The organism is Streptococcus sp. CCH8-H5 (assembly GCF_001556505.1).
GTDB lineage: Bacteria > Bacillota > Bacilli > Lactobacillales > Streptococcaceae > Streptococcus.
Genome location: NZ_LSIZ01000007.1, coordinates 14,921 through 31,101 on the forward strand (window position 1 = coordinate 14,921; position 16,181 = coordinate 31,101).

At 40.2% G+C, this 16,181-nt stretch carries 16 protein-coding genes; 4 read left to right on the top strand and 12 right to left on the bottom strand.

All coding sequences use genetic code 11. The annotated features are described in order from the left end of the window. Positions 1-94: 94 nt before the first annotated feature. From ftsX to queG, 4 genes are all read right to left on the bottom strand, one after another. Complete coding sequence (gene ftsX, locus AX663_RS00400) at positions 95-1,024, bottom strand: permease-like cell division protein FtsX (RefSeq protein WP_003092823.1); 930 nt, start codon at positions 1,022-1,024, stop codon at positions 95-97. After that, positions 1,017-1,709 carry a cell division ATP-binding protein FtsE gene (gene ftsE, locus AX663_RS00405; protein WP_013990672.1) on the bottom strand — a complete coding sequence of 231 codons (693 nt, stop codon included), beginning with the start codon at positions 1,707-1,709 and terminating at the stop codon, positions 1,017-1,019. The genes ftsX and ftsE overlap by 8 nt, the downstream gene beginning before the upstream one ends. A gap of 86 nt (positions 1,710-1,795) precedes the next feature. Next, positions 1,796-2,894 (bottom strand): peptide chain release factor 2 gene (gene prfB, locus AX663_RS00410; RefSeq protein ID WP_096833329.1). Its coding sequence is split into 2 segments (ribosomal slippage): positions 1,796-2,821 and positions 2,823-2,894, totalling 1,098 coding nucleotides; the frame shifts between segments, so codons are not numbered across the junction. 52 nt (positions 2,895-2,946) lie between these two features. Then, on the bottom strand, positions 2,947-4,065 hold the full coding sequence (queG, locus tag AX663_RS00415; protein ID WP_049554308.1) for a tRNA epoxyqueuosine(34) reductase QueG: 1,119 nt from the start codon (positions 4,063-4,065) through the stop codon (positions 2,947-2,949). Between the two features lie 93 nt (positions 4,066-4,158). Between queG and AX663_RS00420 the strand changes: the two genes are divergently transcribed. Continuing rightward, positions 4,159-5,016, top strand: coding sequence for a metallophosphoesterase (locus tag AX663_RS00420; protein ID WP_060972409.1), 858 nt, complete (start codon positions 4,159-4,161; stop codon positions 5,014-5,016). 23 nt (positions 5,017-5,039) lie between these two features. Here AX663_RS00420 and AX663_RS00425 read toward each other — a convergent pair whose 3' ends face one another. From AX663_RS00425 to AX663_RS00440, 4 genes are all read right to left on the bottom strand, one after another. Then, a complete protein-coding gene (locus AX663_RS00425; RefSeq protein ID WP_060972410.1) occupies positions 5,040-5,786 on the bottom strand; it encodes an NADPH-dependent oxidoreductase in 747 nt (248 codons plus the stop codon). Positions 5,787-5,895: 109 nt separating this feature from the next. Beyond that, positions 5,896-8,580: a cation-translocating P-type ATPase gene (locus AX663_RS00430; RefSeq protein ID WP_060972411.1), complete on the bottom strand. Its 2,685-nt coding sequence runs from the start codon at positions 8,578-8,580 to the stop codon at positions 5,896-5,898. Positions 8,581-8,865: 285 nt separating this feature from the next. After that, a complete protein-coding gene (locus AX663_RS00435) occupies positions 8,866-9,252 on the bottom strand; it encodes a DUF1934 domain-containing protein (RefSeq protein ID WP_049545096.1) in 387 nt (128 codons plus the stop codon). A 92-nt stretch (positions 9,253-9,344) separates the two neighbouring features. After that, positions 9,345-10,202: a GNAT family N-acetyltransferase gene (locus AX663_RS00440; RefSeq protein WP_060972412.1), complete on the bottom strand. Its 858-nt coding sequence runs from the start codon at positions 10,200-10,202 to the stop codon at positions 9,345-9,347. A 178-nt stretch (positions 10,203-10,380) separates the two neighbouring features. Between AX663_RS00440 and yidA the strand changes: the two genes are divergently transcribed. Next, positions 10,381-11,190, top strand: a complete 810-nt coding sequence (yidA, locus tag AX663_RS00445) for a sugar-phosphatase (protein WP_002890845.1) — start codon at positions 10,381-10,383, stop codon at positions 11,188-11,190. 1 nt (position 11,191) lies between these two features. Next, positions 11,192-12,406, top strand: a complete 1,215-nt coding sequence (locus AX663_RS00450) for an aminoacyltransferase (RefSeq protein ID WP_060972413.1) — start codon at positions 11,192-11,194, stop codon at positions 12,404-12,406. Positions 12,407-12,457: 51 nt separating this feature from the next. Here the strand turns inward: AX663_RS00450 and AX663_RS00455 are convergent, their stop codons facing one another. The 4 genes from AX663_RS00455 to yycF are packed head-to-tail and all read right to left on the bottom strand — an operon-like array spanning position 12,458 to position 15,734. Then, on the bottom strand, positions 12,458-12,817 hold the full coding sequence (locus tag AX663_RS00455) for a YbaN family protein (RefSeq protein ID WP_002885010.1): 360 nt from the start codon (positions 12,815-12,817) through the stop codon (positions 12,458-12,460). 58 nt (positions 12,818-12,875) lie between these two features. Then, entirely contained in the window at positions 12,876-13,688 is an 813-nt protein-coding gene (locus AX663_RS00460) for an MBL fold metallo-hydrolase (RefSeq protein ID WP_013990680.1), read from the bottom strand. Positions 13,689-13,690: 2 nt separating this feature from the next. Further along, entirely contained in the window at positions 13,691-15,034 is a 1,344-nt protein-coding gene (gene vicK, locus AX663_RS00465) for a cell wall metabolism sensor histidine kinase VicK (RefSeq protein ID WP_060972414.1), read from the bottom strand. Then, positions 15,027-15,734: a response regulator YycF gene (gene yycF / locus AX663_RS00470; RefSeq protein ID WP_002884978.1), complete on the bottom strand. Its 708-nt coding sequence runs from the start codon at positions 15,732-15,734 to the stop codon at positions 15,027-15,029. Before yycF ends, vicK begins: the two co-directional genes overlap by 8 nt. 284 nt (positions 15,735-16,018) lie before the next feature. Here yycF and AX663_RS00475 point away from each other — a divergent pair. Further along, positions 16,019-16,181: ATP-binding cassette domain-containing protein (locus tag AX663_RS00475; protein ID WP_156430739.1), on the top strand; the 163-nt coding region annotated here is incomplete at its 3' end.

A 16,181-nucleotide genomic window follows, 5' to 3' on the forward strand; every position in this document is an offset into this window, starting at 1 on the left:
TTTGAGCAGACGATTTTGAGATATAGTTGAAAATCTGCTTTTCTGAACCTCCGGACAAACAAAAAGAGAACCAAAATAGTTCTCCTTTAATCTCTTAGTATTTCAAATAACGGCGCATTGCCATACGTGACCCAATCGAACCGATAATAATACCGACTGCAAAGAGGGTTCCGATAACCGCATAGACAAACCACTCTGGATCATACATCGAAATACCACCTTTGACAAAATCTGGATTCAAAGATGAGTAAACCATGTGATACAAAAGATAAATGAGCCCAGAAGGAATGATGGCACCAAGTGCTCCAATCCAAGCACCTTCCATCAAGTAGGGACGACGAATATATGAATTCTTAGCACCTACCAAACGCATGATTTGAATTTCAGTCGCACGTGACATAATGGTAATACGGATGGTATTTGAAATCAATAGGACAGCCACAATAGTTAAGAGTGCTGTGGCAATGATTCCCCAAAATTGAACACGTTTCATAGTGGACATCAGAATTTCAGTATCTGAGCCACCAAAGTTAGCATTATCAACACCCTGAATGGCTTTTGCTTCCTTGGCAACTCGACTCACATCATCTGGTGATTTCGTTTGGACGATGTAAACATCTGAAAGAGGGTTGGCATCTCCAGTAGCTGTCTCAAAACTTGAACCCATTGTTTCAATCAGTTGTTTCTTTTGCTCTTCTTTACTAGAGAAAGTAACCTTATCTACACCTTTGATTTTGGTCAAAGCATCATAAATCTTATGGTAGTCTTTATTAGCAACAATCTGTCCAGAAAGTTCTTTGACTGTTTTCGAGGCATCTGATGAATCAGGATCCAAGTAGACATTGACCTGAATATTCTTTTCAATATCTGAAGCCAATTTCTGCGTATTTAAGATAACAGATCCAAAGACACCTAAAAGTGAAAGAACAATCATTACCGAAAATACTGCCGTAAGTGTCGACAATAGATTACGTTTGAGATTCTTAATCGATTCTCCTAAATGGCGGAAAAAGCGTCTAATCATGGTAACCGTACTCTCCTTCCTCTTCATCACGAACAATACGTCCTTCTTCAATCGCTACGACACGATGACGAAGGTTATTAACGATAGTTGAGTTATGGGTTGCCATTATAATGGTAGTCCCTTGCAAGTTAATACGTTCAAGGACTTGCATAATTTCCCATGAAATCTCTGGGTCCAAGTTCCCTGTTGGTTCATCTGCAATCAACACTTTTGGATTATTGACGATAGCACGCGCAATAGCGACACGTTGTTGCTCACCACCAGACAATTGATTTGGGAATGAACGCATCTTGTGTTTAAGACCAACCAACTCGAGAACCTCTGTCACCCGTTTCTTGATATGACGAGGTTTCTCACCAATAACTTCCATGGCATATGCAACGTTTTCAAAAGCTGTTTTCTTTGGAAGGAGTTTATAATCCTGGAAAACAACTCCAATAGAACGTCTCAAGAGTGGAACATCTTTCTTACGAAGTCGGGTTAAATCAAACTCTCCAACCTTCATAGAGCCACTCGTTAATTTTTCTTCTTGGTAGAACAAGCGAATTAAACTTGATTTACCAGCACCAGAAGGGCCGACTAAGTAAACAAACTCCCCAGAGTTAACAGACAAATCAATGTGTCTAAGGGCTGTTGTTGACTTATCATACTTCTTAGTAACATCTTTTAATTCAATAAGAGCCATAATGTCAGTATTCAACTACTAAAATAGCTGAAGCCTTCCTTTCATTGAGATAGAGTATCTAAATACTTGAAAATAGTATATCGTTACTATTCTTCCATACGCCACTTGAGGTAGGCATCGATGAAGCCTTCAATATCCCCATCCATTACCTTATCAACCTGGGCAACTTCATAGCCTGTACGGTGATCTTTAACCATGGTATATGGCGTGAAAACGTATGAGCGAATTTGGCTTCCCCAAGTGATTTCTTTCTTATCACCTTTCAAAGCATTCACTTCTTCTGCTTTCTTTTCTTGCTCCATTTGATAGAGCTTAGCTTGAAGCATCTTCATCGCACGGTCGCGGTTTCCGTATTGTGTACGGTCGACCGTTGAAGCTACAACAATACCTGTTGGAATGTGGGTCAAACGCACACCTGTAGAAACCTTGTTGACGTTCTGACCACCAGCACCACCTGAGCGGAATGTATCCATCTTGATATCATCATCACGAATCTCAACTTCAATGGTATCATCCAATTCAGGCATGACTTCCACAGATGTAAATGAGGTATGACGACGTTTGGCAGAGTCAAATGGTGAAATACGAACCAAACGGTGGACACCCATTTCTGACTTGAGGAAACCATAAGCATTAGGTCCTTCAAAAGCAAGAGTTACAGATTTGATTCCAGCCTCATCACCCGCCTGATAATCCAAAGTTTCGACCTTGAAACCTTTGGCGTTTCCATAACGTTGGTACATACGGAGCAACATATCAGCCCAGTCTTGAGCTTCTGTCCCACCAGAGCCTGGGTGAATTTCCAGGATGGCATTGTTATGGTCATATGGTTCAGACAAGAGCAATGTCATCTCGTAACTTGTCATAATCTTATCAAGTTTTTCGAGTGTTTCTTCAAGCTCTTCTTGAACACTATCATCTTCTTCCAACATTTCTAAATAAAGCTCTGTCTCGTCAGAGAGTTCTTGCATATTGTTGAAAGTTTCGTATTTCATTTTGAGCTCATTTAACTCTTGTGAAGTCTTTTGAGCTGCAATATTATCATTCCAAAAATCTGGCTCAGTCATTCGGTTTTCGAGGAGCGCAATATCCTCTTCCAAACGATCTAAGTCAAAGAGACCTCCCGAAGCTCACGAGCTTCTCTTGATTTTCAGAGATTTTTTGGCGAATTTCTGCCACTTCCATGGATAGGTTTCCTCCATTTTATAGTATTATGCTTAATTCTAGCATAAATCACTTAAATTTGCCATTTTGCACACACAAGCTCCCACTCTGCTTGGGATTCTTCATCCTTAGGTGACAGTTCCCTCATGTAATCTAACATAGCCTCATCGGGTTTCTTAACAATCTCACCGAGAGCCCAAATGGCAGTCGCTGTATGGATGGGATTATTATTCTTATCAATTATCTCCATCAGTTTGACAATAGCATTGCGATCATGTAGGTTAGCCAAGGCAATAATAGCATTACGTTGAAGAATATTCTTCCCGCGCCATGAACCGGCAATCATCCCAAATTTCTCCTTGAAGGATTTGTTGGTCAGCTCAAGAAAAGGAAGTAATTCGGGCATGGCAAGCTCAGGATCAATGTCCGAAGCCAGTGGATTATCGATACCTCTGTTATATGGACAGGAAATCTGACAAATGTCACAACCATAGATAACAGTCTTTATCTTCTTTCGAAACTCCATATCCATCATGCCTTTATCCTGTGTTTGAAAGGATAGGCAACGACGGGCATTCATAGTCCCATCGCCGATGAGACAAGATGTCGGACAGGCATCCAGACAACGACGGCAATCCCCACAACCATAATCAACTTCTTGGTCTGGTTCAATCTCTAGATTAGTGATAAGCTCGCCAAGATACATGTAGGACCCGTATTCTTTCGAAATAACTAGTCCATTCTTTCCGATAAAGCCAATACCAGCTCGCTTGGCCACTGCTGTATCGACCAAGGCTCCAGTATCCACCATACCTTTATATTCGAAGTTTTCCGTCAGTTTTTCAATGCCTTCTGCCAGGCGTTTTAGTTTGTCCTGCAAAACATAGTGATAATCTAGACCCCATGAATTTGGAGTGATTTTGCCACGCTTATATTCCGTTTTTTGGGGTTGTTGTGGCAGCTTATGCGGATAGGCAACTGCAATGGAAATGATGGTTTTAGCTGATTCCAAGGTCAACTTAGGATAAATACGCTCTTCAATATTTTTATGTTCAAAACCTGTTGTTCGCCCTTCTTCGACACCAAGTCGAAGGGATTTTTCCAGATAGGCGAAATCATCGGCGGTAGTAAAACCAATTTTTGAAATGCCAATCTCCTTGGCCATCTTTTGTATTTCTAATTTGATATCCATATTCTTATCATAATGAAAATGTAGTCCCAGAGCAAGTATTTTCCATCATCTTCGTTTAAAGACAAGCCTTTCCCTTTTTGTTACAATATTTTTATGACAAGACTTGCAGTAATGAGTGATTTACATATTGATTTGAATCACTTTGAAACATATGAAATCGATACGCTTATAAATTGCCTAAAAAATCAAGAGGTTAGCCATCTCCATATCGCTGGTGATATTTCTAACCATTATTTTATCGACACAAAACCCTTTCTACGAAAACTGTCTAAGGAGGTCAAGGTCACCTATAATTTAGGCAATCATGATATGCTTGATTTAGAAGATAACCTTATTGATAATCTTGATTTTCAGGTGATAAATTTAAGTAGTAAGACATTATTGGCTTTTCATGGGTGGTATGACTATTCCTATTCAGATGAAACGTTAGATAAGATTCTTAAACGTAAGAAACAACTTTGGTTCGACCGACGACTTAAACGATTGGGGACTGATCCTGATATCTGTCAAACTAGTCTTAAAAGGCTAGATAATGTCTTAAGTGAGTTAGACACTAGTAACCTTATAGTTGCCATGCATTTTGTTCCTCACAGCCGCTTTACCATGACGCATCAGCGTTTTGCACCTTTTAATGCCTACTTAGGCTCGGAAAAATTCCACCAGATTTTCGCCAAGCATGGCGTTAAAGATGTTGTTTTTGGTCATGCCCACCGCAGTTATGGGACGGTAACTATTGATGGCGTAACCTATCACTCGCGTCCTCTTGGATACCGACGAGAATGGGATTTAACCATCGACTTTGTTTCCAATCACCCTGAACTCAATCCTACTGGAACATGGAACCTCTCCAAACGTTACAACCTGGTCAAGAAACGGTCGGAGTTTTTAGAATATGAAAAAAAGGAACTGGCAAATGAGTTCCTTTCATCCATGACACTATTTGATTTGTAGAACGACTCTTTAGGAGTCGTTTTTTAGTCGGTGAAAAATCCCTGCTTTTGAAGGTCCTTCAAGGTATTCGCACGATTGGCAACGGATTGATCCATTGTCTTTGCAATCTGTGTTGTAAATTCATCAACTCTGTTATTGAGATCACGAAGGTCATAATACTCATGAACTTCAGCGTCGTAATTTTTTAGCTCCTCTAAGGGATGTTCTAAGTCTCGATAATAATTTTCCATATGGATGACGTGACGGGGTAAACGAGGTTTAAGCTGCGGTTCTTGATCTGGCCAACCAACTGCTAATCCTACTGCTGGATAGACATACTTTGGCAGTTTGAGAAGCTCTGAAAGTTTAGCGTTATCATTCAAGATACTACCAAGGTAAACTGTTCCCATACCTAAACTCTCAGCAGCTACTACCACATTTTGAGCAGCAATCATAGCATCCGAGAAGGCCGAAATAAAGCGTTCAGGACTACCTTGGACCAAGGCTTCAGCGCCTTTTGCCTCTGCAATCAGTGTGTTACGTCTTTGGTCCACAACAAATACAAAAAGATGCCCAGCATTTGGAATATAGGGTTGATTAGCAATCTCTGCAATTTCTTCCTTCAATGTTTCATCAGTAATACTGATAATCGAATAGGACTGTCTAAAATTACTCGTTGCTGTATGTCTTGCAACATCAACCAAAAGGTTAACTTCTTCTCGTGTCAAAGCTAGAGGTTTAAATTGACGGATGCTACGGTGATTGAGTTGTGTCTTAATAGTCTCGTTCATGGCCTTCTCCTTAACTTGTGATCATTTCTCTTCAATTATAAACAAGACTCCTCCTGAATTCAAGATGTGATAAGAAAAAGCCAGAGACCATTATCTCTGACTTTATGTCTTAAATAGCGTCCTTATCCTTACCAAGGGCACGTTGAATAGCTTTGACTAATTCAACCAATACCACAATCAAGAAAGAACCTACAATAACTGCAAGCCATTGTGTCAAACTAAGGTGTGACACATGGAAGAGGTTATTAAACCCAGGCACTACAATAGTTGCCATCAAAAGAACGAAGGCTACTGGAATTGCCCAGTTGAAAGTCTTGTTTCTAAAGAGACCAACTTTAAAGACTGATTGATACACAGATTTAACGTTAAAGGCATGGAGCAACTGGATTAATCCAAGTGTTGCAAAAGCCATTGTAAGGGCATCCGCATGAATTTCTGCTTGTGTATGGTGCTCTGGGAAAATAAGACCCCAACCATATACTGCAAGAACGAGGATAGTTTGGAAAACACCTTGATACATGATAGCACCGAAGACACCACCATCAAAGAAGTTCGATTGACGTCCACGAGGTTTATGAGTCATAATACCTGGCTCTGCTGGCTCAACACCAAGAGCGATGGCTGGAAGGGTATCTGTTACCAAGTTAATCCAGAGAAGGTGTACTGGTTGAAGCACATCCCAACCAAACAGTGTGGCAAAGAAGATAATAAAGACTTCGGCCATGTTGGCTGACAAGAGGTACTGGATTGATTTTTGAATATTTGAGAAGACCTTACGCCCTTCTTCTACGGCAACAATAATTGTCGCAAAGTTATCATCGGCAAGGACCATATCAGAAGCTCCCTTAGAAACCTCTGTACCTGTGATTCCCATACCGATACCAATATCAGCTGTTTTAAGTGATGGTGCATCATTAACCCCGTCACCTGTCATAGCAACAACCTTGCCATCATTTTGCCAAGCCTTGACGATACGAACCTTGTGTTCAGGAGACACACGCGCATAGACAGAGTACTGTTTGAAGACTTTCTGGAATTCTTCATCAGAAAGCTCATTAAGCTCAGCGCCAGTAAAGACATGATCTTCCGTATCATTTGGATCGATGATTCCAAGACGTTTGGCAATAGCTTCTGCCGTATCTTGGTGGTCACCTGTAATCATAATTGGACGGATACCCGCTTCTTTAGCGACACGAACAGCTTCTGCCGCCTCAGGACGTTCTGGGTCAATCATACCTACCAAGCCTGAGAAAATCAAATCAGACTCAACAACCTCAGATTCCAAGGTAGGAATATCATTCGTTGTCTTATAAGCCATCATCAAGACACGAAGAGCTTGTTTTGCCAAGTCCTTATTAGTCGCAAGGATAGCTTGTTTATCTTCATCCGTGATAGGACGAACCTCACCATTGATTTCAATACGAGTCACACGTTTGAGCAATTGGTCAGGCGCACCCTTGACGGCTACAAAGTATGTACCATCCGCTTCCTTATGGATAGTAGACATGAGTTTACGGTCAGAGTCAAATGGCAACTCTGCCACACGAGGCTCTGATTTCAAGACGTCACGGACATCAAAGTTGTGGTCCAAACCAAATTGAACAAGGGCTGTTTCCGTTGGATCCCCGATTAGCTTACCATCTGGGTCCACCTTGGTATCATTGGCAAAGTTCATAATACGAAGGGTTGTATTGTCAGCACCAAGTTCTGTAGCAGCGCTTTGCAATTGACCGTTTGTATAGACTTTTTCAACAGTCATTTGGTTCATGGTTAAGGTACCAGTCTTATCTGATGCGATAATCTCAGTTGAACCAAGAGTCTCAACAGCTGGCAATTTACGAACAATCGAATTGCGTTTGGCAAGAGTTGTTGTTCCAAGTGACAAGAGAATCGTTACAATGGCAGGCAAACCTTCAGGAATCGCTGCGACGGCAAGAGCAACGGCAACCATCAAACCTTCAAGGGGCTGTTCACCACGAATGAAGACACTAACCAAGAATGTCACTAAGGCAATAGCAATAATAAGATAAGTCAAAGTCTTAGACAATTGCTCCAAGCTTTGCTTCAACGGCGTTTGTGATTCGTCCGCATTAGCTAGCATATCAGCAATCTTACCAACTTCAGTATACATACCAGTATTGGTAACCACTCCAGTACCACGACCGTAAGTAACGTTTGAGTTTTGGTAACCCATATTCACACGGTCACCGATACCCGCCTCTGCTTCAACCGTCTCAGTAATATCCTTTTCAACTGGAACAGATTCACCTGTAAGGGCAGCTTCTTCAATCTTAAGTGAGGCAGCTTCGAGCAAACGCATATCAGCTGGAACAACATCACCAGCTTCAAGCAAGACGATATCTCCAGGAACCAACTCGCGTGAATCAATTTCAACCACATTGCCATCACGACGCACACGAGCCAGAGGGCTTGACATGTTTTTAAGAGCTTCAATAGCCGCTTCTGCTTGCCCCTCTTGATAAACACCAAAGGCTGCATTCAAAACAACAACGGCTAAAATAATGCAGGCATCGGTCAGACCATGCATACCTTCTGTAATAACAGAAAGGGCAGCAGCGACAAGCAAGATGATAATCATCAAATCTTTAAACTGATCGATGAATTTTGACAAGAGGCTGCGTTTTTCACCTTCATCCAATTCGTTATAGCCATAGGCATCCAATCGTTCCTTGGCTTGTGCAGTAGACAAACCATCAATGGAAGTGTCCAAGCTTTTTAGGACTTCTTCCTCTCCTTGTGTATAAAACAAGGCTTTACTTTGTTCTTTCGACAAAATAATCTCCTCCTTCTCTATAGGGAAAAATGGCTAACAAGACTCTTTTTATATAAAAAATTATACAAAAAGAGACTTGTTTAATTAAAAACAAGTCTCGCTGTTTAAGAATATGCCGGAAATGTGAAATTTCGTAATGACGACATAATCGCAACTGTTAATCAAATCTCATGATTACAGTCGCCTGCTACTCCCTTATTTATACTTTACATTTTATCATAAATTATTCTTTATTCAAGCAAAATGATTCTTTATTCAAGCAAAATGATTCTATTTTTTCAAAAATTAAAACCAAGAAACCTCTAATTCATAATCAGCAAAAACGTCTTCTGTTTCTGGATGTTTCAATTGATAATGAATATCAACTGTCTGTCCATTCGGGTCATGGGCGAATAGACTAGTATCTGTCAGAAAATGCTGGGTACCAAGGGGCGTCGGAATGTGGACTAAGGCAGGTACCTTAGCCGAAAAACGCATAATGGATTTAGGATTAGAAAAGCGTGTCATCACCAACTCTTCCTGATTCAACTTAATAACCACTTTTTCTTTCTCGGAATTATGGTGAACAAGATAAGTAAAATCTCCTTTTTCCATAACCTCACAAGTGTGGATTTCTTCGATAATCTCCGTTTGATCGCCTACTTTTATTTTGTTTTTAATTTTAATTTCCATTAATTATTCCTTTCTGTTCTAAAACTATTTTTCTACTTAAGATAATAGCAACTCTATACTAAAAGAGAGTATCAGTATTGCGTCTACCATTTCTATTTCAAGTAAACCACCTGGGTTTGTTTGACAAAGCCGATATTTTCATACAAACGTTTGGCTCCAATATTGCTATCTTCTACTGCAATTTGAAAGGGCTTGTCGTTATGCGCAATGAGTTGATTGACGACTGATTTTGCCAGATAGCTGCCATAGCCCTGTCCACGATAAGCTTCAGCAATCGCAAGTCCATAGAGGTAGTTGCTATTTCCAGATAAATCGACCGTACAAACTCCAATGACCTGAGCTTCTTTGAGGAGAATGTAAAGTAGGCCATCGGAATCCTTCAAGGCCTCTGTAATGTATCTGCGACTCACATCGAGCGTTTCCTCTGGATCAGAAAAGGCTTGGTGATGGAGTTGGGCTATTTCTTCTACATAAGCGGGGGTTGCTAAGAGCACCTTGACATCTGAACGAGAATCCAGAGCATATGGTGTTTTATCTCGTCCTAGCCAGGTTTCGGTCTCTTCATCCTCAACCACCCCCCAATGATTTGCCAGATCAGGATGACGATCTAGAAAAACACGCTCTGTCTGAAAGGTCACTGAGCGAATAGGGTAAGCTGCCATATCTTTTTCAAAGCTTCTATACATAGCACGAGCAACCCCCTGACGACGATGACTCGGATCCACAAGGATGCTTACTTCAACGTCTTGGTAATCCGCATAAACCGTTAATAAACCAAGCAACTCTCCCTCTTGATAATAGAGGAAAAAGCCCGGCATATTGGGATCAAAATTAAGCATATTGGAGAGATAGGTTTCTCGAAAGGTTTGGTCATAGGCTTGACAGCTAGCAATCAATGCTTTTGCTGCCTTTCGTTCTTTTTCCGTCAATTGGTTGGTTGCTCGAATCACTCTTGTCTCTCCTTTATTAGTCTGACCTTATTTTACCAATTAAAAAGCATTTGGGCAATTTTTACCTAAACTACTTTTTTAAAGAGGCAATAATACTTTTCTCAGGAAGAACTATGACAAAGCGCCTAAATTTTAGTAAAATAGAAGGGAAACTAACTAAACGAAACAGGTAATTATTATGTCTATTAAACTTATTGCAGTTGATATTGATGGAACGCTTTTAAATAGCCAACGTCAAGTTACACCGGAAGTCTTTCAAGCCATTCAAGATGCCAAGGCTGCTGGTGTAAAGGTTGTTATCGCGACTGGTCGTCCTATTCCTGGGGTGCTTCCTCTTCTTGAAGAACTTAACCTCAACCAAGACGGAGATTATGTTATCACCTTCAATGGTGGGCTTGTCCAAGAAACTTCTACTGGTAATGAATTAATTCGTGAGACACTCTCATACGAAGACTACCTTGACATTGAGGTTTTGGCTAACAAGCTTGGTGTTCATTCTCACGCTATTACTAAAGATGGTATCTACACAAGTAATCGCAACATTGGCCGCTACACGGTTCATGAGTCTACACTTGTTCATATGCCGATTTACTATCGTACACCTGAAGAGGTGGCTGACAAGGAATTCGTTAAGGCCATGTATATCGATGAACCTGAAATTCTTGATGCAGCTATTGCCAAACTTCCACAGGAATTTTATGACCGCTTTACTATTGTAAAATCAACACCATTTTACCTAGAAATTCTCAAGAAAACAGCCAACAAAGGAATTGCTGTAACCCATCTTGCTGAGAAACTCGGTCTTTCTAAAGAAGAAACAATGGCTATCGGTGATGAAGAAAATGACCGTGCTATGCTTGAAGTCGTTGGCTCTCCTGTTGTTATGGAAAATGGTAATCCAGAAATGAAGAAAATTGCGAAACACATCACGAAATCAAATGATGAATCTGGTGTCGCTTATGCTATTAGAAAGTGGGTTCTAGAATAATATGTATACCTATAAAACTGGACTCAGTACTTCTGAGCATGACCGCTTTGTTATAGATAGTCCTCAAACGAATTTATTACAGAGTAGTTCATGGGCTAAAATCAAGGATAGTTGGGGAAATGACCGCCTAGGTTTCTATCAAGATGGTAATCTCGTTGCTGTCGCTAGTGTCCTTATTCAGCCACTTCCTCTTGGCTTTTCTATGATTTATATCCCTCGTGGACCTATTATGGACTATCAAGATAAAGAGTTGCTCGCCTTTGTTATGGCTTCGCTTAAAAAATATGCCAAAACAAAGCGTGCCCTCTTTGTGAAATTTGACCCAAGTCTTTTTGTGACAAAAAACTTGATCTCACAAGAAGCTGAAATCCGTGAAGAGACTATGGCAATTGCCAAAGACATCCAAGCTCTTGGCGTTGAATGGACGGGCCTCACTGAAGATATGGCTGAGAATATCCAACCTCGCTTCCAGGCTAATATCCATAAGGAAGATTTCACTGAGGAACAACTCTCTAAGAGTACCAAGCAGGCTGTTCGTACTGCTCGAAATAAGGGGATTTCAGTCCAATTTGGTGGTACTGAACTTCTGGAACAATTCGCATCTTTGATGAAGAAGACAGAGGCCCGTAAGAACATCCACCTTCGTGGCATTGATTATTATGAAAAGTTGTTGACTACCTACCCAGAATCTTCTTACATTACACTCTCAACTCTTGATTTACCAGCCCGTCTCAAAGACCTCAACAAGCAACTAGAAAAGAACATTTCTGATGCAGCTAAGTTCACTGAAAAAACTAAACCAGGAAAAATCGAGAACAATAAGCAAGAGCACAAAAGACTTAAAGAAGAAATTGACTTTCTTCAAGAAAAGGTTGATGCTGGGAATAAAACGGTCCCACTTTCAGGAACACTTGTTCTTGAATTTGGCAAGACGTCTGAGAATATCTATGCAGGAATGGATGAAGACTACCGCCGTTATCAACCAGCTATCCTGACATGGTATGAAACAGCTAATCACGCCTTTGAGCGTGGTGCTGAGTGGCAAAACATGGGGGGAATTGAAAATTCACTTGATGGTGGCTTGTATAATTTTAAGTCCAAATTTAACCCACGCATTGAACAATTTATTGGAGAATTCAACCTTCCAGTTAGCCCTCTATACGGACCAGCCAATTTTGCCTATAAACTCCGTAAGAAATTACGTAGCAAACATTAATAATATATAAAATGAGACTTCCAAGATGGAGTCTCATTTTTTGATGATAGCTTAGTCCTTATCAGGAATAACCTTAAAGAGATAATAAGTGATAAAGATCGTCAGGCAAAAGAGCCCGATTTTCACCCAAAGGATAGGGGCGAAAAAGATTGAAATTCCCATCAAAACATAGATTTGGATGATAATCTTTTTCTTTCGTTCTTTGGCAATTGATTTGGTTTCTCGAAAATCGGCTACATAACTTTGATACAGCTTAGTATGATATAACCATTTCTCAAAACGTTTGGAACTTCTAGCAAAGCAAGCAATGGCTAAAAGTAGAAAAGGTGTTGTGGGTAAGATAGGGAGGGGAATCCCAAGAATTCCCAAACCGAGCGAGACAAACCCTAACGAGAGATAAATTACTTTCATAAATACATTCCTTTTAAAAAGCTGCACTAAACGTATTAGTGCAGCTCTTCTGCTATTTTTAAATGTCTGTCAGTGGAGTCGCTGTGTCTGGTGAGGTATCATAAACTTTAAAGTCAGTTCCAACACCAAAGTCAGCACGTGCCAACTGATTTTCCATCGTCATGTGGGCCAACTCCTTGATATTATTTTCTTTGGAAAGGTGACCCAAGTAGATCTTTTTAGTTTTATTACCGATGGTACGAATCATAGCATCCGCTCCATCTTCATTACACAAGTGACCTTGATCAGAGAGGATACGTTGCTTGGTTGACCAAGGATATGAACCTGCTCTAAGGATTTCAACATCATGATTAGACTCAATCAGATAGCCGTCGGCATTCTCAATAATACCTGCCATACGATCAGAAACATAACCCGTATCCGTCAACATAACGAAACTCTTTCCATCTTTCATAAAGCGATAGAACTGTGGATCAATAGCATCGTGACTAACTCCAAAAGACTCAATATCAATGTCTCCAAAGGTCAGAAGCTTATCACGAGAAAAAACATGTTTCTGGCTATTATCAATCTTACCAAGCATATTTTTACTATCCATAATTTGCCAGGTTTTCTCATTTGCGTAGATATCCATGCCATATTTACGAGCTAAAACGCCTACACCATGGATGTGGTCCTTGTGTTCATGCGTTACTAAGATTGCATCCAAATCACTCGGGTCACGATCAATCTCAGCTAGCAAACTTGTGATTTTCTTACCAGACAAACCAGCATCTACAAGAATCTTCTTCTCTGGAGTTTCCAAGTAAAAGGAATTACCAGTTGACCCTGAAGCCAAAATACTATATTTAAACCCTAAATCTGAGGTCATTTCTACTCCATCTCCCATTCATCAACCATCATGGCATCCTTGTCATATGGAAGCACAATTGTAAATGTTGAACCCTTACCATACTCACTCTTAGCCCAAATGAAGCCCTTATGTTGTTTAATAATCTCTTTGGCAATGGACAAGCCTAGACCCGTTCCACCCTGGGCACGACTTCTGGCCTTATCAACACGGTAAAAACGGTCGAAAATCAAAGGTAAATCTTTCTTAGGGATACCTAAACCTTGGTCAGAAATAGAAACAATCAACTGTGAATCAGTTGTCTTCATGGACACTGTAATCTCACCTCCATCAGGAGAATACTTGATGGCATTGTTAAGAATATTATCCACGACCTGAGTCATCTTATCCGTATCAATCTCCACCCAAATAGAATTTACAGGGTAATCTCGAATAATTTCATACGTCTTACCAGTATTGCTTTCTTGACTTTTGATTTGATCAAAACGATTCAAGATATAGGTCATGAAGGCCGTGAAATTAGTCATTTCAACATCAAGTTGAGTGCTCTTATTGTCAATACGAGAAAGTGCCAAGAGGTCAGAAATCATTCGCATCATACGATTGGTCTCATCTAGCGAAACTTTGATAAAGTTAGGGGCGATATCTTCGTTGAGAGCTCCATCATCAAGTGCCTCTAGATAAGATTTTACAGAAGTCAGAGGTGTACGCAACTCGTGACTAACGTTTGAAACAAATAGACGACGTTCACGCTCTTCTTTTTCCTGCTCAGTGGCATCGTGAAGAACGGCAACCAAACCTGAGATAAAGCCAGATTCTTTACGAATAAGGGCAAAGTTAACACGTAAGGTCACAAACTCATCGTTGGCATCTCGACGAGACAAATGAATTTCAGGAGTCTTAGACAGCAATTCACTATAGGTGTAGGGATTTTCACCATCTAATAAGTCTAAAATGGACATCTGTGTCGCTGTTTCAAAATCTAGATTCAACAAACGCTGAGCTGTGCTATTAATCATGGTAATTTGACCACGACGATTTGTCGCAATAACCCCATCACTCATGTAAGAAAGGACTGATGATAAGCGGTTTTTTTCCTGGGCTAGATTTTCATGCGTCAAACGAAAGACATCCGATAAATCATTCAAGCTGTCAGCTAGCTCTAAAAGCTCTGGATCACCCTTTAAGCGTAACTCCTCGTTATAGTTACCTGCCATTAAGGACTTGACCCTCTTGGTCAACTTTCGAATATTTTTGACTCGTCGATAATCACGATAAGCCAGAAAAATAAAGTAGAAAGCCACAAAGAGGAGCGTAAAGAGTAAGGCTAGTTCAAAGCTTGTGATGTTTAAGCCAATACTAGTCATAATTCTTCATATAATAACCAACACCACGACGCGTCAAAATATATTCAGGACGACTAGGTGTATCTTCAATTTTTTCACGGAGACGACGAATGGTTACGTCAACCGTACGAACATCACCAAAATAGTCATAACCCCAAACAGTTTCAAGTAAATGCTCACGCGTCATCACTTGTCCCATGTGAGTTGCCAGATGGAAAAGCAACTCAAATTCACGGTGTGTGAGCTCGACTTCATTTCCACGTTTTTTAGCAACAAACGCATCTGGAACAATAATCAACTCACCAATTGAAATCTCCTGCTTACCAGAGTTAGAGCTTTCTTCTGCTGCTGTTTCAATAGTCTCTGTACGACGCAAGTGAGCTTTGATACGTGCCAACAATTCACGATTAGAAAATGGCTTCGTCACATAGTCGTCCGCCCCAATTTCTAGCCCGATAACCTTATCAAACTCGCTATCCTTAGCGGAAAGCATGATAATCGGTGTGTGACTTGTCTTTCGAATTTCCTTAGCAACTTCTAAACCATCTAGTTCAGGCAACATCAAGTCCAGGATGACCAAGTCTGGCTTTTCAGCTTCAAACTGCTCCAAAGCTTCACGACCATCAAAGGCTGTAACCACTTCATAACCTTCTTTAGTTAGATTAAACTTGATGATATCCGAAATCGGTCTTTCATCATCAACAACTAGAATTTTTTTCATATAAACACCTCATCGGTTTTCTTAAGTCATTCAATTTGTAAAGTAGAAAACTTTACGTATCAAACATATTATACCAAAAAATAGGTTAAGGACCAAGTTTCTACTATAGATATTGAGCTGATATACAAGCTTTCCTTCTTTTTTGAGATAGCTTTGCTATGTGTAATCGGTTAAAAGGCGAACATTATGATTGAATTTTCAAACATTTTTGACATTCTCCTATATCTATAGTAAAATACACTCTTGTTGTTACATATATTAATGTAAAATTTTAGGAGGCTCTTATGGCACTTATCGAATTTAAAAATGTTAATAAATATTACGGAGATTATCATGCACTTCGTGATATCAATCTAGAAATTGAAAAAGGACAAGTTGTGGTTCTCTTGGGACCTTCTGGGTCTGGGAAATCTACCCTTATCCGTACAATCAACGCCTTGGAATCCA